At 64.8% G+C, this 15,956-nt stretch carries 16 protein-coding genes and 1 pseudogene; 11 read left to right on the plus strand and 6 right to left on the minus strand.

Annotation, left to right across the window (positions count from 1 at the left end; genetic code table 11):
- A pseudogene (locus ON22_RS38180) lies at positions 1-243 on the minus strand (hypothetical protein); the annotation flags it as partial.
- A 167-nt stretch (positions 244-410) separates the two neighbouring features.
- Between ON22_RS38180 and ON22_RS38185 the strand changes: the two are divergent.
- On the plus strand, positions 411-770 hold the full coding sequence (locus tag ON22_RS38185; RefSeq protein WP_051158134.1) for an MmyB family transcriptional regulator: 360 nt from the start codon (positions 411-413) through the stop codon (positions 768-770).
- Here ON22_RS38185 and ON22_RS27015 read toward each other — a convergent pair.
- Both ON22_RS27015 and ON22_RS27020 read right to left on the minus strand, forming a co-directional pair.
- A complete protein-coding gene (locus ON22_RS27015; protein WP_157170442.1) occupies positions 722-1,987 on the minus strand; it encodes a cytochrome P450 family protein in 1,266 nt (421 codons plus the stop codon). The two genes, ON22_RS38185 and ON22_RS27015, sit on opposite strands and share 49 nt — an antisense overlap.
- Before the next feature lie 357 nt (positions 1,988-2,344).
- Complete coding sequence (locus ON22_RS27020) at positions 2,345-3,769, minus strand: WGR domain-containing protein (protein ID WP_033247285.1); 1,425 nt, start codon at positions 3,767-3,769, stop codon at positions 2,345-2,347.
- Positions 3,770-4,182: 413 nt separating this feature from the next.
- On the opposite strand from ON22_RS27020, the gene ON22_RS27025 reads away from it, so the two are divergent.
- Genes ON22_RS27025 through ON22_RS27035 form a run of 3 tightly spaced genes read left to right on the plus strand, consistent with a single transcriptional unit; the run spans position 4,183 to position 7,986 of the window.
- Positions 4,183-6,156 carry an MMPL family transporter gene (locus ON22_RS27025; RefSeq protein WP_218000704.1) on the plus strand — a complete coding sequence of 658 codons (1,974 nt, stop codon included), beginning with the start codon at positions 4,183-4,185 and terminating at the stop codon, positions 6,154-6,156.
- Positions 6,157-6,161: 5 nt separating this feature from the next.
- A complete protein-coding gene (locus ON22_RS27030) occupies positions 6,162-7,334 on the plus strand; it encodes a sensor histidine kinase (RefSeq protein WP_033247338.1) in 1,173 nt (390 codons plus the stop codon).
- 1 nt (position 7,335) lies between these two features.
- Positions 7,336-7,986 (plus strand): response regulator, encoded by a 651-nt coding sequence (locus tag ON22_RS27035; RefSeq protein WP_033247287.1) that lies wholly within the window; start codon positions 7,336-7,338, stop codon positions 7,984-7,986.
- 46 nt (positions 7,987-8,032) lie between these two features.
- Here ON22_RS27035 and ON22_RS27040 read toward each other — a convergent pair whose 3' ends face one another.
- Entirely contained in the window at positions 8,033-8,440 is a 408-nt protein-coding gene (locus ON22_RS27040) for a MarR family winged helix-turn-helix transcriptional regulator (protein WP_033247288.1), read from the minus strand.
- A 101-nt stretch (positions 8,441-8,541) separates the two neighbouring features.
- Between ON22_RS27040 and ON22_RS27045 the strand changes: the two genes are divergently transcribed.
- The 3 genes from ON22_RS27045 to ON22_RS27055 all read left to right on the plus strand — a co-directional run bounded on the left by ON22_RS27045 (position 8,542) and on the right by ON22_RS27055 (position 11,254).
- Positions 8,542-8,937 (plus strand): RidA family protein, encoded by a 396-nt coding sequence (locus ON22_RS27045; protein WP_197039743.1) that lies wholly within the window; start codon positions 8,542-8,544, stop codon positions 8,935-8,937.
- A 31-nt stretch (positions 8,938-8,968) separates the two neighbouring features.
- Positions 8,969-10,072 carry an alkene reductase gene (locus ON22_RS27050; protein WP_033247289.1) on the plus strand — a complete coding sequence of 368 codons (1,104 nt, stop codon included), beginning with the start codon at positions 8,969-8,971 and terminating at the stop codon, positions 10,070-10,072.
- Between the two features lie 282 nt (positions 10,073-10,354).
- Positions 10,355-11,254 (plus strand): hypothetical protein, encoded by a 900-nt coding sequence (locus ON22_RS27055; protein WP_157170443.1) that lies wholly within the window; start codon positions 10,355-10,357, stop codon positions 11,252-11,254.
- A 163-nt stretch (positions 11,255-11,417) separates the two neighbouring features.
- Here the strand turns inward: ON22_RS27055 and ON22_RS27060 are convergent, their stop codons facing one another.
- Together ON22_RS27060 and ON22_RS36025 are read right to left on the minus strand one after the other, a co-directional pair.
- A complete protein-coding gene (locus tag ON22_RS27060) occupies positions 11,418-11,915 on the minus strand; it encodes a MarR family winged helix-turn-helix transcriptional regulator (RefSeq protein WP_033247291.1) in 498 nt (165 codons plus the stop codon).
- Between the two features lie 567 nt (positions 11,916-12,482).
- Positions 12,483-12,809, minus strand: a complete 327-nt coding sequence (locus ON22_RS36025; RefSeq protein ID WP_231508779.1) for a hypothetical protein — start codon at positions 12,807-12,809, stop codon at positions 12,483-12,485.
- On the opposite strand from ON22_RS36025, the gene ON22_RS36030 reads away from it, so the two are divergent.
- The 4 genes from ON22_RS36030 to ON22_RS38640 all read left to right on the plus strand — a co-directional run.
- Positions 12,802-13,122 (plus strand): hypothetical protein, encoded by a 321-nt coding sequence (locus ON22_RS36030; protein WP_156052453.1) that lies wholly within the window; start codon positions 12,802-12,804, stop codon positions 13,120-13,122. The genes ON22_RS36025 and ON22_RS36030 overlap by 8 nt on opposite strands.
- A 510-nt stretch (positions 13,123-13,632) precedes the next feature.
- A complete protein-coding gene (locus ON22_RS27070) occupies positions 13,633-14,175 on the plus strand; it encodes a helix-turn-helix domain-containing protein (protein WP_033247293.1) in 543 nt (180 codons plus the stop codon).
- Positions 14,176-14,345: 170 nt separating this feature from the next.
- Positions 14,346-15,605, plus strand: a complete 1,260-nt coding sequence (locus ON22_RS27075) for a hypothetical protein (protein WP_033247294.1) — start codon at positions 14,346-14,348, stop codon at positions 15,603-15,605.
- Positions 15,606-15,708: 103 nt separating this feature from the next.
- Positions 15,709-15,956, plus strand: a 248-nt coding sequence (locus ON22_RS38640) for a helix-turn-helix domain-containing protein (protein WP_373280894.1), incomplete at its 3' end; no start/stop codon positions are given.

Raw genomic sequence — 15,956 nt, forward strand, 5'->3', positions numbered from 1 at the left:
GATGTCGATATCGGAGGCAGCGGTCACGGTCTGGTCGTCGTAGGACGAGTACCAGGTGCCGGCTGTGGCGCGGCATTCCGCGTCGACCGCCACATCGGTTCCGTCGCGCTGCAGCACGGTCTCGCGGGTCGTGCATTCACCGGAAACGGTATGCCAGTGGGGGAACTGCTCCCGCGAGTACCCGGCGGCCGATCCCTGCTCGGCGACAGTCCACAACCGCCCGGCCCGGGTGTGCCCGAGCACGTCGCTGCGGAGGCCGGGGCCGTCCCCGCTCTGCTGGCGACGGCCCCGGCCTACATCACCGGCGCGACCACGGACCTGCTGGCCTGGAACGAGGCGGCCGCGGAACTGTTTCCGGGCCTCAGCGGCGCCGGCCCCCGAACCTCGCCCGCTGGGTCTTTCTGGATCCTATGGCCCGCGAGGTGCTGGTCGACTGGCCGGATGTGGCGCAATCGGTGCTCGCCCGGCTCCGCGCGAATGCCGGCCGGCACCCGGGCGACGAACGTTTCACCCGCCTTGCCTCGGAGCTGCGCGCCGGCAGCCCCGAGGCCGAACAGTGGTGGCCGCGCTACGACATCGCGACGAATCACTCCGGAACCAAACACCTTCGGCATCCCACGCGGGGCTTGTTGACGCTCGGTCACGCCTCGTTCACCGTCACCGATTCCCCCGAGCAGATACTCGTGATCTACTCCCTCGCCGAGCCCGCAGACGACCAGGGTCAGACCACGAGAGAGAAGTGGTCCGCGCCGGCGCTGGACACGGCATGAGGTTCAGTGGGTGCGGCCAGTCGAACCGGGAGGCTGGTCAAGCCATGGATCAGGAGGCTTTTTCGCCACGTCAGATCGCTGAATTCCCCGTCCAGCGATATCTCCGGGAACTTGGCCAGCAGTCGCGAGATCGCGGTGGTGGCCTCCAGGCGGGCCAGGGCGGCACCGAGACAGTGATGGATGCCGTGTCCGAAGGCGATATGCCGGCTCTCGGGCCTTTCGAGGTCGATCCGGTCCGGGTCGGCGAAGCGCGCCGGGTCGCGATCGGCGGCGGCGAGCGAGATCAGGATGAATTCGCCCGCGTCGATGTCCTCACCGCCCAACCTGATCGGGGCCGTGGTGTAGCGAGCCGTTGCCACGTGCAACGACCCGTGACAGCGCAGGATCTCCTCGAGGTAGGCGGGTATCGCTTCGGGGTCGGTGCGCAACCGCGCGGCCAGTGCCGGATCGCGTAGCAGTTCCAGGACCGAGTTGCCGATGAGGTTGACGGTGGTCTCATGCCCGGCTATCAGCAGCAGGAGCAGCATGGCGATGAGTTCGTGATCATCGAGCCGGTCTTCGTGGTCTTTCGCGATGATCAGTTGGGAGAGCAGGTCGTCGCGGGGGTCGTCGGTGCGTGTGGCGATCAAATTCGTCAGGTAGGTGAAGAAGCTGACCCCGGCGGTGGCGCGTTCTTCGAGCGTGGCCGAGTCGTTGACGACGACGGCGGTCCACGAACGGAAATCTTCCTTGTCCTCGTCGGGGACTCCGAGCAGTTCACAGATGACCGCGGTCGGCAGCTGGAATGCGTAGCTGTCGATGAGGTCGACGGTCGTTCGCGTGCTTATTTCGTCGAGCAGGGTGTCGGCGATCGAGGTGATTCTCGGCTGGAGATCGCGAACGGCGGGACCGGCGAATGCCTTGGCGACGAGACGGCGTAGCCGGGTGTGCTGTGGCGGATCGGCGAACAACATGTTGTCGCTGATGGCGGTGTTGAACATCTCGGCTGCACCGTTTTTGGCCAGCACAGCCTGTCCCTCGGGTGATCCGATGCGTTTACTGATGGTCGGCTCGGCGAAGGCCTGTTTGGCTACGTCGTGATCGACGATCAGCCAGCCGAGCACACCGTCCAATCGAATTCGGTGCAGGGGACCGCGCTCACGCAGCGCCCGGTAGGTCGCATGCGGATCCTGGTAGAAGTCGTCGGTGAGCTCGAGGATTTCCCTAGCGGCCGTCACCTGACCATCGGGCGAAAACGTGGCCGAGCTCGAATCCATGTGGTGCACAGTCCCTCAGTCCTTTCGGCGAACGATCTGACTTGCGCGCGATGCCGACCCGGAACGAGTAGTCGATCGGGGTGCATCAGCGAGAGGTCGAGCAGTTTCGATCGGGTGAACAAGTGAGGCCCGCTAACGGATTAGCCGTGGTTGCTGTCCAGTAAACCTCCCGCAACGTGACGCAGCCATAGGCAAGTTCGCGGTCCGATGGGCGAATAGCCATGGACGCCAGCGGGACAACGCTGCTGATCAGGTCGAAGCGTTCGGCTCGCAACTGCGAAGGCGGACATGATGTGGTTCGAGGCCGGGCGCGCCGCATCAGCTCAGTCGGCGGATATCGCCCCGTACCCGATAGAACCCACCGCGAGCGGATTCGGCCACCCCGTCCACCACATAGCGGGTCCCGGCCTGCCTGATTTCGCGTGGGAACTGCACGTTCCATTCCCGCCGGAAGCCGGGGGAGACGACATGCACGCGCAGCCGTCCGTCCACGTCGATGCATTCGACGACCACTCCGCCGGAACTGTCGGTGGCAACCTCCAAGGTGCTGCTGGGTATCACTGCGGCCATCGGGGGCGCCTTCACGGAAACGGTCTGTGGCAGTAGACCTTGTTCGGCATCGTGGACGGCGGTCTCGCTCACATCGAGGCAGGCCAGGGTGCCGCTGGTGGTGACGAGGTACAGCCGCGCGTCGTGGTACTGCATCGAATAGGCCGAACCGCAGCCGGTGCCGAGTTTCCAGAGGCGCCGCCCCTCGGCATCGAAGCAGTAGACCGACGAGAAGTTGTCGCCGGCGAAGACGTACCGCCCATCCGGTGACGCCGCGCACGAGTACACCGCCGCATCGCATTGGAACGACCGGTCCGACCGGCCGGCCTTGTCCACCATCCTGACCTGGTTACGCGCGGTGCCCGCGTATACGGCGTCGGCTTCCTGCCAGCCGAACAGTACGGGGCCGCCGGTGTCCCGGTTCCATCGGTGGCTTCCGTCGACCAGGTCGTATTTCGTGACCCCGGCCGAGTGACCGTGGTAGACGCCGTCGTCGTCGATTCGTACCATCCAACCGGAATCCCCGTGGCTGCGGCGATTCCACAGCGACTCTTCCTCGTGATCGATGACGGTGAGCCCGCCCTCCACATCGGAGACACCGAGGATGCCGTCGTGGATATCGAGCCAGTAGATATCGACATTCGCGGCGATATCGTAGGCCGCCCGGGGGACCTTGCCCGACAGGTCGTAGACGCGACCGTCGTCGCAGCCGGCATAGATCCAGAAGTCGTCGGCGACGATACATTTCACGGAGTCCGGCAACCGGAATCGGCCGACCACATCGCCGCCGGGGGTCAGCGTGAACACATCCCCGTTCTCGTTGCCGACCCAGCAGCGTTCGCTGTCGACGAATATCCCGAATGCCGCGGCACCGGAATCGAAGCTCCACAGCACCGGCGCGGTGCGAGCGGTGGAGCGCCGGCTGGCTATGGCGCGCCGTGTCACCGGGCGGGCCGACCGTGCACCCGGTACGGCCGGTGCGTAACCCTTCCGCTTCTTCTCGTTGATCTTCTTCTGTGCCGCCGCGTGAGCCTTCTGTGCGTCGGCGAAAGAACTGGCCTTGCTCTGGCCCTGTTCTCCGATGCGTCCGTACCGGATGGTGACCCGGGTGTCGTCCACGACGACCTCGTAGAACTTGTGCGCCGACCCTCCCTCTTCCGACAGCTCGAGGTAGGTCGTGGTTGCCGCAGTCATACCGTTCCCGCTCTTCGTTGTTGCGTTTCGCACGAAAGTTAGCAACGGGTACCGACATACGCATCGCTGTCGGCGGATCGCCCTGGTGCGAAGGACCGGGAGTATCGGAGCCTGCGCTCGGACTCGGCCCGCAGTATCGGGTGGGCCTGGAACGTCGGGGCCTGATGTCCACCGATCGGTGGACATGAGGTTCGGTCGGTCGATGCTGTCCGAGAGGAGGGAATGGACAGCAGTATTCGAGTATGCGAAATCGCCTGGTGGCCACGGCTGGCTGGAGTGCACGGCATCCGTGGCTCGCCATAATCGGATGGTTTGTCTTCGTGGCCGTATGCCTCGGGGCGGGAGCCGTGATCGGTGGGAACCCCGCCGCTACGGAGGATTTCCGGATCGGAGAAGCGGGGCGGGGCGAGGCAATGGCTGCCTCTGGGGGACTGCAGCAGCGAGCAGTGGAGCGAGTGCTCATCACCTCGGGCGGTTCCCGGATGAGCGCTGCAGCCGATGCCGTCGCGCAGGAGGTCACCGACCGGATGCTGAAGCTGCCGGTGGTCGAATCCGTGGCAGCACCGGTGTATTCATCGACGCACACTGTGCTGCGGATCGATGTGACCATGGTCGGGGCCGAGCTCGACGGGAAGAAGCATGTCGGTGCACTGCGGGCACAGACCGAGGAGGTGCAGCGGCATCACCCCGAGTTTCTGATCGAGCAGACCGGTGGGCCGTCGATCAGTAGTGGTGTCGACGAGTTGCGTGGGCGGGACCTGACCCGTACGGAGTTGATCGCACTACCGATCACGCTGATCACCCTGCTGTTCGTTTTCCGGTCGGTGGCGATGGCCCTGGTGCCGGTGCTGCTGGCAGTGTCGTCGATCGGCGCCGCGATCGGTTTGTCGATGCTCGCCTCGCATCTGTTTCCGGACAACGGCGTCGGTACCAACATCATCTTGCTGCTCGGACTGGCTGTCGGCGTCGACTACACGCTGTTCTATTCGAAGCGCGCGCGGGAGGAACGCGCTCGCTTCGGTGCAGTACTAGGGACACAGACGTTGGTGGAACTGGCCGCGGCGACCTCGGGCCGGGCCGTCGTGGTGTCCGGGCTTGCCGTCGCTGTCTCCACCGCAACGTTGTATCTCGCCGATGACGTCATTTTCTCCTCCATCGCGACTGCCGCGATTCTGGTGACCCTGGTCGCAGTGGTCAGCTCGCTTACCGCGCTGCCGGCACTGCTTGCGGTCCTCACCCGTCGAGCCGCACATGCCGGCCCGGCCCGGCGCGAGCAAACGAGCGGCGGGCGATTCACCGGGTACATCCTCGGCAGGATCGCCGCTGGGCCGGCTGTTGGACTGGCTGTTTCGGTGCTGATGATGCTTGCGCTCACCGCACCGGTGCTGGGCCTGGAACTCACCGATATGGGGCGAGAGACCCATCCGCGCACGATTCCGGCAATGCAGACCTTCGACCGGATGAATGCCGCTTTCCCGGAACTGAAGTCGATGCATCAGGTGGTCGTGACGGCGGAACCGGGTCGGGTACACGAAGTCACGGACGCCCTGCGTGCGCTGGCTGGGAAGGCCGCGGCCGACCCGGCGATGACCGGAACCCGGGAATTACGCACCTCGGCCGACGGCCGTGTCAGCCTGTTGGAATTGCCCGTGCCGCACTACGTCAGCGACAAAGCGGCGGTGGAGTCGCTGGAACGAATCCGTGCCGACTACGCACCGGCGACGATCGGCAGGTTGTCCGATATCGACTTCGCGGTGACCGGGGACGTAGCCCGCTATGCGGACTACCCCGCCCATCAGAAGCAGAAACTGCCGCTGATCGTCGCGGCGCTGCTGCTCGTGACCTTCGTTCTGACTGCCGTGGCATTCCGCTCGCTCATGCTCGGCCTGATCGGTGTGGTGCTGAATCTGCTGTCGGTGGGTGCCTCGCTGGGCCTGGTGACCCTGGTCTTTCAGCACACCTGGGCCGAGGGTTTGCTCGATTTCGATTCGACCGGCACGGTCGGCTCCCGGATCCCATTGCTGCTGCTGGTGATCCTGTTCGGTCTGTCGATGGACTATCAGGTCTTCGTGCTGAGCCGGATCAAGGAAGCCGTCGACAGGGGAGTGGGCTCGCGGCAAGCCGTGCTCGAGGGGGTCGGTGGTTCGGCGGGGGTGGTGACCAGCGCCGCGTTCGTCATGGTGACCGTGTTCGCCAGCTTTGTTCCGCTGCACATCATGGAAATGAAGCAGATGGGTTTCGCACTCGCTGTCGCCGTGATGCTCGACGCGTTCGTCATCAGGATCGTGATACTCCCCGCTCTGCTACTGCTACTGGGCGATCGAACATGGTGGCCCGCTCGCCCGGCCGGCACCCCGGGACGCCGCGTGCCGACGAAAGTAGGCTGACCGAAATGGACCAGCAGTCGCGCACCGGCGATCGGTTCCGGATACGGATAGTGCGGCGGTGGTACCACGGTTGCTGGGTCCTGTTCGGCTTGTGCCCGCCGGTGATAGCGGTGCACGACAGAATCGACGCCACGAAGTACACGACGTGGGCGCTGGTAGCGGCCCTCGCCCTCACCTATCTCGCCCTGAGGTTGTTTCCCGGCAATCCCGTGGTGCGGCCGAGCGGTTTTCTCGGGGTGCTGGTACTGGTGCTCGGGGGGACGGCAATCCTGCTCGACGGCGGCGCTGCGTTCTTCATCGTGTCGCTGCCCATGTTCTGGATCTATACGGCGTCCCAGCGCCAGGCCATCGGTTTCATCGCCGCCGCCGCTACGGCCACTCTGATCGGGAATTTCACCGGCTCGCCCTTTTCTCCGGGCAATGTAGTTTTCACTCTCATCGGCCTCGCCGGCGGCATCTTGCTCGGGCTGTGGACGGACCGGGTGCTCGAGCACGGGGAACGACGGGCCCGGATGCTGGGCGCCGAACTGGAGCGTACGCAATCGGAGCTGGCCCTGGCGCACCAGCGGCAGGGAGCGGCCGAGGAACGTGAACGGCTCGCGCGCGAGATCCACGATACGCTCGCCCAGGGCTTCGCCTCCATCGTCGTGCTGGCCGAGGCGGCGCGCGCAGGCCTCGGGAACGATCCGGTGGCGACCGCCGGACAGCTTGTCTCCATCGAGAGCACCGCCCGCGAAAATCTCGCGGAAGCACGTGTGCTCGTCGGGGCTCCTCCGGCGGGCAACAGTAGGCCCGGCGGACTCGCGCCCGCACTGCGGCGCATCCTGGACCGGTTCGTCGAAGACACCGGGCTGACCGTGGACGCGGAGTTGCCCGATATCGACTGCGATCAGCGCACCACAATCGCACTCGTGCGCTGCACCCAGGAATCGCTGGCCAATATCCGTAAGCACGCTGGAGCGGGCACCGTGGGCGTCGTTCTGGCCGGCGGCCCGGCCGGGGTGGAGCTCGAAATCACCGATGACGGGTCAGGGTTCAGTCCCGCTGCGGCCCGCGGCTTCGGTCTGCACGGTATGCGCGCCCGGCTCGCCGAACTCGGCGGCGAACTCACCGTTACCAGTTCGCCCGGCGAAGGCACCCGTATCTTCGCTGTCCTGCCCACCGAAGAGCGGACGTGATATGGCAGAACCTCTCCGACTGATCCTCGCTGACGACCACGTCGTCATGCGTGCTGGTCTCACGGCACTGCTGGCCTCCGAAGCGGGTATCGATATCGTCGGCGAAGCGGCGGACGGAAGCATGGCGGTCGAACTCGCCGAACGACTGAAACCCGATGTGGCCTTGCTCGATCTGCGCATGCCGGTCATGGACGGTGTAGCCGCCACCCGGGAAATCACCGGCCGCACCACAACGCGCGTCCTCATCTTGACCACCTACGACACCGACTCCGATATCGAACGCGCCATCGAAGCCGGCGCCATGGGCTATCTCCTCAAGGACACCACCCGCGCCGAACTCGTCGAGGCCATCCACTCCGCCGCACGCGGCCATACTGTCCTGGCTCCTCGGGTCGCGGATCTACTTCTCGCCCGGCTGCGCCGTCCGGAACCGATTCCGTTGACCGCCCGGGAAATCGAGGTGCTGCAAGCTGTGGCCGGTGGGCTCTCCAATCCCGAAGTCGGCGGACTCCTGAGTATTACGGAAGCGACCGTCAAGACCCACCTGCTGCGCATTTTCACCAAACTCGATGTCAGCGATCGCACCCATGCCGTCGTCGTCGCCATGCACCGCGGTCTGCTGCCTCGGCCCAGGCCGGATGATCCGCGGTAGGGCCGGCACGCCATGCATGCGGTTCGGCTGCCCATCCCCTTTCTGGTCAGGTGCGGAGTTTGGCGACGAGTTCGCTGGATCGGGGATCCGCGGCGGCCTCGTCCAGCGCCCTGGTCAGAGCCTCCCGGTAGGTCGGCTCGGCCTTCGCCTGTAGGGCACGCCCCTCCTCGGTGATTACCGTGTACACACCGCGGCGGTCTTTGGGGCAATGGTCGCGGAGGGTGAGGCCGCCTGCTTCCAGGCGGACGACCAGGCGACTGACCGAGCTCTGGTTGAGGCCGATCAGCTCGGCCAGCTCCTGCATGCGTAGCTCGCCGTCGTCGGCGCGGGTGAGCCGGCACAGGGCCTGATATTCCGACAGGCCGATGCCATGGCGTCGCTGCATCTCCTTGGCCAGGTGCTGGGTCACCGTGCTGTGCAGTGCCATGACCTGGTCCCAGACCATTTCGTCCATGTCTGTTCACCTTCCGTGTTGACATCAGAATACATGTAGTGACAACATCTGCATGTACATACGGTATTTGCATGTGCATGCAACTTAAGAAGGGAATCGCTATGACCAGCCAGCGCATCGAGAAGGTCGCCACCACGCCCGACTGGTATGAGCCGTACAAGATCTCGCAGGCCATCAAGGCCGGCGGCCTGATCTTCGTGTCCGGCCAGGCAGGTATCGACGAACAGGGGCGCACCGTCTCCGATGACTTCCTGACGCAGGGCCGTCAGGCCTTCGCCAATATCGAGCGCGTCCTCGCCGAGGCCGGGGCCGATTTCGGGGACGTGGTGAAAGTCGGGATCTTCGTCACCGATATGGCCGCCGACCTCGACAAGGTCATCGCGCTCCGCGGCGAGTTCCTCAGCCGGCCCTACCCCGCCGACACTCTGCTCGAGGTGTCTTCCCTGGCACAGCCCGACTGGCAGATCGAAGTAGAAGTCACCGCACTCGCCCGCTGAACCACGGTCCACACCATCGGAAGGAAAGACCATGTCCGACAGCCCTTTACTGCGTCCCTACCAGCGCGGCGCGCTCGACCTACCGAACCGCATCGTTATGGCCCCCATGACCAGGGGTCGCGCGGACGATTCCAGCGGTGTGGTCAACCCGCTGACCAAGGACTACTACGCACAGCGCGCGAGCGCCGGCCTGATCGTCACCGAGGGCATCTACCCCAACATCCTCGGCAAGGGCGGGCCCGGTATCCCTGGACTCGTCGACAACGCGCAGGTGGAGGGCTGGCGTGAGGTGACCGATGCGGTGCACGCCGCGGGCGGGCGCATCTTCGCCCAACTGTGGCACGTCGGCAGAATGACCCACCCACTGACACTCCCGGGTGGGGCGACCCCGCTGGCGCCTTCTGCCGAACGGATAATCCACGCGAAGATCTTCACCTCCCAGGGGCTGGTGGACCATGTGGTGCCGCGCGCGATGACCACCGCCGAAGTCGACGCCACGATCGAGGATTTCGCCATCGAGGCGCGCAACGCCATCGCCGCCGGATTCGACGGCGTCGAGGTCCACGGCGCGAACGGCTACCTGATCCAGCAGTTCCTCGCCGAGAACACCAACCAGCGGACCGACCGCTACGGCGGCTCACTCGACAACCGGCTCCGGCTGGCCGTCGATATCGTGACCGCCGTCGCGGCCGAAGTCGGCGCACAACGAGTCGGTCTGCGCATCTCACCGGACAACCCGGAAAACGAAATCGCGGAACAGGATCCACAAGGCACCTACCGAGCACTGCTCGACAAACTCGATCCGCTCGGTCTCGCCTACCTCCACGTGGTCGAGCGCGGCGAATACGCTGCCCTCGCCGATCTACGTCCACGCTGGTCGAGCACACTCATCGCCAACTTCAACGGCTCGAGCCCAGCCACCCGCGAGGCCGGCGAAAAAGTACTGGACACCGGACTGGCCGACCTCTTCTCGTTCGGGCGGGCATTCATCGCCAACCCTGATCTTCCCGCCCGGTTCGCCTCTGGAGCCCCTGTCGACGAATACACACGCGACCTCGTCTACGGCGGCGGCGCGGAAGGCTATACCGACTACCCTGCGCTACAGCTCGGCCGATTCCCCGCGATGCGCCCGTGACGAGGACGGTTCGGCGGGGACGATCACCGGATCGCGATCGGATACCACCCCGGATTCGGTATCGGCACAGTCGAGCAGCTCCCGGATCCGGGGCGACCAGTCCGACCGCCTCGACGATCGCCGACGCGTGCCCCTCGTGGCGGGCCGCGGCGTCTTAGACCGCCGGATTCGCTCGATCAGCGCGTGGATCATCCGCCATCGGCCGGAGTGGGACTGCCGGCGGGCGTCGATACGGTCGTCGTCGGCGCGGGGGTCGTGGACGCCTCCGGCGATGCGGATGTCGTGGTCGAACTCGCCGGAGCGGGGCTCGTCGTGGTGTTTGCGGGCACTGTCGTGGTCGTAATAGGTGCCGTTGTCGTGGTGGTCGGTGCCGTTGTTGTGGTGAGGGGTGCCGTGGTGGTCGGCACTGTTGTCGGCGGATCGGATGTGACGGTAACCGTCGACGGATCTGCCGGCACTGTCACCGTGCTCGGATCGGCTGTCACCGTGACTGTCGACGTGTCCGTCGGGGAGGTGGTGACGGTCGCCGTGGAAAGCGGTGCCGAGCTGGACGTATCCGGATACTGCCTGCTGGATGGGGTCTGGATCGAAAGGCTCGCTGTGGCCGAGAAGCTCGCGCTCACCGAAGCGTCCGTCGAGTTCGCCGCCGGGGGCTCCGCCGGCATGGCTGTCGTCGATTCCGGTGCTGTGGCCGTGCCGGTGCCGGGATCGACGGTCGGCTGGACGGTCTCGATGGTGGTCGCCGTGTCGGTGCCCGTGACATCGCCTGGTGCGGAGACCTCGCTCGGCGGGCCCGGTGGCGTGCTCGTAATCGTGACGCTGGTCCGGCTCCGGACGGTGCTGTGGCCGAAAACCTGTACGGCGGGTTCGCCGGCGTTGGTCGCTCGCATCGGCGGACTCGAATCCGCTTGTACTATCAGCGTTGTCCCGATAGCAGCGGTCACCGACGCGGCCACCAGGCCTGCATGCGCCATCTGCCGACGGAACCGAGCCGCCGAGGGGCTCGCGGCCTGCCGATCGCCCCAGTGCCGAGTCCGAGACCGGGACGGCTCGGTATGGATATCCGGGGCGGCCGGTCGGTCTCCGCTGTTGTCGAAATTATTCATCCAGCCAGTACTTTCTCCCACGAAATGTGTCGACTTCCGGATGCCGGTGACAACATTTCGGACGGCATTCCTGTGAAATTTGTGGCCACACCGCCTGCGTCACCGGAACCGAGCCGATCTCCGAGACGTGTGTGCATAGACGCCGCGCCTCCGAGCTTCCACAGCGATGTTCGGGCACTCGGTTTCCGGTGCCCCGAGAAATTCTCCCTATCTCGGGTAAGGCTTCGTGATCGGAGTTTTCAGGGTTTCGAGTAGGGATCTACTGCCCGCAGCCGTTCCCGGTGGATTTGCTGCAGCTCGCCCGCGCGTTTGAGAAAGTCGGCGATTATGTCGAGTTCGGAAGAATTGTACGAGCTCAGCAACATCTTGTAGCTCTCGACGATCATGGGTACGACGAGTTCCTGTATCCGATGGGCCGCGAGTTCGGTGGCCATCACGATCACGCGACGACGATCGGTCGGGTGCAGTGATCGGGCGATGTAGCCCTGCTTCTCCAGCCGGTTGAGCATGATCGTGACGCCGGCCGCCGTGAGTCCGAGCCGCTCGGACAGTATTCCTGGCGTCGTGGCCTTCTCGTCCCCGAGCAGGACGATCTCCAGTGCTCGCCGATCGGTCTCGTTCACGCCCAATACTCTGATCAGTTCGCGGGTCAGGTCTTCGACAGTTCCGTGGTAGAACTCCAGGGCCCGTTTGAGCTCGATCGAGATCCGGGCGGGCTCGGTGGTTCTCGGGCACATAGGTCTCCCCTTGATCACTTGAAACATGGCACCCCTCCGCGGAATTCACCGATCAGGGCGCGCCGATACCCCCGCGCCCGATTCCGGCCGGGGAGTCAAGGAGATCGGTGGACTCGATGAATGCCGAAGGGTGCAGTAGTGCAGCAGGGCTGGAGGGGAACCGGGTGATCACGAGCGAATACCATCGTTGCCGCTGCGTGCGGTAGGGATAGCCGCCGGGCATTCGTACCGGACATGTGGGCTCCTGTCAATCGATTGGACGGCAGCTCGAACCGGGCTGGCGACCATCACGAAAGCGGGCACTGCTCCGGTCGTCGAAGCGACCGTGGCTGTGCCGGATATGCACTGTACGACACAGCAGTCGATGCCATGCTGTGCTTCTTGTTATTCGGCCGAAGTGGTTGCCACTACAACGAACTCGAAAGAGCGGGCTTCTGCAGGGAAAGGTCCGCACCCGCTCCGGCCGGGGGCCTGGCCCGGGCTGCCGGGACAGCCCGGGCCAGGCGTGTTCACCACCGGCCGCCGGCACGGGCGCCGGCCATGACGCTGTGGCGCCTGTCCGCAGGCTCAGCTGACGGTTGTGGTGGTGAGGGTCGGCGATGGATCCGGGAAGCACGAGGTCGCGACATTGCCGACCAAGGCGACGTTGGTCGTCATGGTCATACCGGGACTGGAGTAGCTGGTTCCCGCGTACTTGCTGGTGATCGGTGTTCCGGCGGCGCCGGCGGTGACGTTGATGGTTACCGCCGGTGGGGTGAAGCTGGTGCCGCCGGCGATCGGGCCCGGTACGGTCAGAACGACATTCCCACCCGACGTGGAGACGGTGCCGGCCACGGTGCCTCCGGAGGCGTCAGCCGAGACCAAGGTCGAATTCGCCGGAGTCGGAATGGTCATCTTCAGGTTGCTGATGTTGTTCACGGTGAAGCCGGAAGCCGAACTGGGCACCGATGAGACACCCGGTGTGACGGTGATGGCCACCTCGGACCCCGATGCTGCCGAGTTCGGCGCGGTGCCGGTGACCGATGTGGTCATGGTCGAGGTCTGGCTGATGCCGAGGATCGTGCCCTGGCAGCTCCAGTTCACGCTGACGGGGGCGGCGTTTGCCGGTGCGGTCGAACAAAATACGGTAGCGATGGCCACCGGAGCAAGAATGCCGGCGCGAAGGAGGGAAGAGGTCGATCTCATGGCTGTCTCCAGGGAATATTGAGCAACGGTACGACTGGATGTCGGACCTTCCCGAAATGGGTTTTTAAAATATAGCTTGTTCTAATCGCTCCGCGGTCGAAATCGCGAACTCCGTGGATCGAAAATTATCATTATCTGCCATTAAATATTCGGGCTGGATAGTTAAGCGCGGCAAAACTACCTGCATGATTGTAAGGTTGTCGTTGTTGTGCATCGAAGGGGCGATCACGGGATCGAAATGCCTGCAATTCGATGGAAAAGGGCCTTACCTAAGAGTATATATACTTTCGCCGGTAGTCAGCTTTCGTGTAGTTACCGTTCTTTGTATTCTCTCTTGCCGGGGCTGCGCGCCGAACCGGCTACGGGATCGGGCCGGGATCGGTGTGTGGGTGTGGGCCATGCGGGCGAGGTGTCCGGTGAACAACGAGTGTGACTCGGTGTGCGGGTGTCCGGCGTTGCTCCGGTAGCGGTATCGCCGCCGCCATCCCGGTCCGCTCTGTATTCTCGTTATCGATAATGATAATGTTCGCGTATGGGCGCATCGTCGCAACGTTGGGCAGACCTCGCGCTGCATCCGGTACGTATCCGGATCCTGACCGCCGTTTCCGGCACTCGCCGAACGGCATCCGACCTGGCCCGTCTCTTGCCGGACGTGCCACAGGCCACGCTCTATCGGCATATCTCCACCCTCGCCGGGGCCGGAATGCTGGAGGTAGTCGCCGAGCGCAAGGTCGGCGGCGCGACCGAGCGGGTGTATTCGGTGCCGGAAGGTGGCGTGACAGCGACAGCGGAGGATCTGGCCTCGGCTACGCCACAGGAGCACGCACGCTACTTCACAGCCTTCGTCAGCAGCCTGCTGTCGGAGTTCAACCGCTATCTCGCCAGGGATTCCATCGACCTGGTGGCGGACGGTGTCGGCTACCAGCAGGTGGCGCTGAACCTGGACGACGCCGAATTCGAGCGATTCGCCCAAGGCTTCGCCGAGTTGGTGCAACCCCTGCTCGCGAATGAACCGGGAGGAGGACGACAGCCGCGGTTGCTGGCGACCATCCTCCTGCCATTGACAGAAGGATGACCGTGGCAACAGCAGATCTGACCGGTGGTATGCAACCGGGCCGTCACAGCGATGGCTGCATGAACAGTATGGACCGAACTGTCCCGATCTCCGTACATGCCCGGACACCCACCACGGCATCCCGGCCGGCGCCGGGGGAATCGTCTCCTGCGCCGCGCCGATGGAATCCGGTGACCCGTATTCTGTTCCGATTCTGCTTCCTGTACCTCGGCCTGTTCTGCCTGGCCTCACCGGTTATGTTGTTCGAATTCACCGGATTGTTCGGCGCGTGGTTGCCCGACGACGCGGTGTTCTGGCAGGTCCGCCTGACGGAACCGGTGTTGTCGTGGGTAGGGCACACCCTCTTCGGCATCGATGTGGCCCTGCACATGAACGGCAGTGGCGATCAGGGCATCTACTGGGTTCAGCTGTTCTGCGTGCTGGTGATCGCGCTGGCCGGAACCCTGGTGTGGACGCTGTTCGCCCGGCGTATGGAGTATCGGTACCTGGCCGGATGGTTGCTCTTGGTGCTGCGACTCTGTGTCGCCGCCCAATTGGTGCATTACGGTCTGGCCAAGGTGATACCGGCGCAGATGCCCGAACCCGCCCTCACGACTCTACTGACGCCGGTCGGCGATCTCACACCCTTCACGCTGCTGTGGAACCAGGTCGGTGCGTCGCCGATATACGAGATTCTGCTCGGCGCAGCGGAATTGACCGCGGGTATCCTGCTGTTCATCCCGCGGACCGGGCTGGTGGGGGCGATCCTGGCTGTGGTCAGCATGGCTCAGGTGTTCATCCTGAACATGACCTTCGGTGTGCCGGTGAAAATCCTGTCCGGCCATCTGCTGCTCATGGGTATGGTGCTGCTGGCCCCGGAGGCACGCAGGCTCGCCGAGGTGCTCGTGCTGAACCGCGCGACAGGGCCATCCGCCGCGCCATACCCCTTTGCGACTTCCCGTGCACGACGAATCGCTACCTGGTGCCAGGTTGCCCTCGCTGTCTGGGTGACGGTATCGATCACCTACTTCACCTGGGGTATCTGGCAGGCGGTCGGCCCGGACCGCCCGAAGCCACCTCTTTACGGCATGTGGTCGGTATCGGACTCCACCCGTGACGGGCAACCGGTACCGCCGGTGCTGACCGACGATACCCAGTGGCGCACCGTCGTATTCGAACATATCGGCCAGATCTCGTATCAACTGATGGACGGCACCCTCGTCACGGTGCCGGGCACCATCGACCCTGCCACCCACCGCATCGAAGTCTCCGGTGGCGACGACACATCCTCGGCCGTCCTGACCTTCGACCGGACGGGCCCGGACCGGGTTGCGCTGACCGGCGAACTCGGCGGTCACCCGGTGACCATGACCCTGCACCGCGTAGATCCGGACCAGTTCACCTTGCGTAGCACCACTTTCCGCTGGATCCAGGAGCAGCCGGCGCAATGAACTGCGAAGAGAGATCCGAGCCGGCGCCCGGATCGCCGGTGCCGGGGATCTCACTGTCGCCAGTACTGCCGGTGCGCTGGGCTGGTCGGTACGCCAGATCCAACTGGCCTTTCGAGCCGCCGGCGCCACACCCAGCGAGGTGATTCGCGAAGAACGGCTGCGATTGGCGCGCGAGCGCCTGCGGAACCCCGCATACCGCCAGCGCAGCATCACCGATATAGCGACCGGCTCGGGTTTCGACTCTGTCAGCAGCTTCACCAAGGCATTCCACCGGCGCTTCGGCAGCACCCCCGGCCAGATCCGTGAGCGCCGGGAAAACCGGTCCGTCCGGCCCCCAACTGGCAACCAGCT

Source organism: Nocardia carnea NBRC 14403 (assembly GCF_000308515.1).
GTDB classification, from domain to species: domain Bacteria; phylum Actinomycetota; class Actinomycetes; order Mycobacteriales; family Mycobacteriaceae; genus Nocardia; species Nocardia carnea.

Bases quoted from the DNA above. Each gene is read 5' to 3' on its own strand.
- ON22_RS36030 (WP_156052453.1), top strand. From the start codon at position 12,802: ATGGTCATCTTCAGGTTGCTGATGTTGTTCACGGTGAAGCCGGAAGCC.
- ON22_RS27020 (WP_033247285.1), bottom strand. From the start codon at position 3,769: ATGACTGCGGCAACCACGACCTACCTCGAGCTGTCGGAAGAGGGAGGG.
- ON22_RS27030 (WP_033247338.1), top strand. From the start codon at position 6,162: ATGGACCAGCAGTCGCGCACCGGCGATCGGTTCCGGATACGGATAGTG.
- ON22_RS27035 (WP_033247287.1), top strand. From the start codon at position 7,336: ATGGCAGAACCTCTCCGACTGATCCTCGCTGACGACCACGTCGTCATG.
- ON22_RS27045 (WP_197039743.1), top strand. From the start codon at position 8,542: ATGACCAGCCAGCGCATCGAGAAGGTCGCCACCACGCCCGACTGGTAT.
- ON22_RS27070 (WP_033247293.1), top strand. From the start codon at position 13,633: ATGGGCGCATCGTCGCAACGTTGGGCAGACCTCGCGCTGCATCCGGTA.
- ON22_RS27040 (WP_033247288.1), bottom strand. From the start codon at position 8,440: ATGGACGAAATGGTCTGGGACCAGGTCATGGCACTGCACAGCACGGTG.
- ON22_RS27050 (WP_033247289.1), top strand. From the start codon at position 8,969: ATGTCCGACAGCCCTTTACTGCGTCCCTACCAGCGCGGCGCGCTCGAC.
- ON22_RS27060 (WP_033247291.1), bottom strand. From the start codon at position 11,915: ATGTGCCCGAGAACCACCGAGCCCGCCCGGATCTCGATCGAGCTCAAA.
- ON22_RS38185 (WP_051158134.1), top strand. From the start codon at position 411: ATGGCCCGCGAGGTGCTGGTCGACTGGCCGGATGTGGCGCAATCGGTG.
- ON22_RS27025 (WP_218000704.1), top strand. From the start codon at position 4,183: ATGGCTGCCTCTGGGGGACTGCAGCAGCGAGCAGTGGAGCGAGTGCTC.
- ON22_RS36025 (WP_231508779.1), bottom strand. From the start codon at position 12,809: ATGACCATTCCGACTCCGGCGAATTCGACCTTGGTCTCGGCTGACGCC.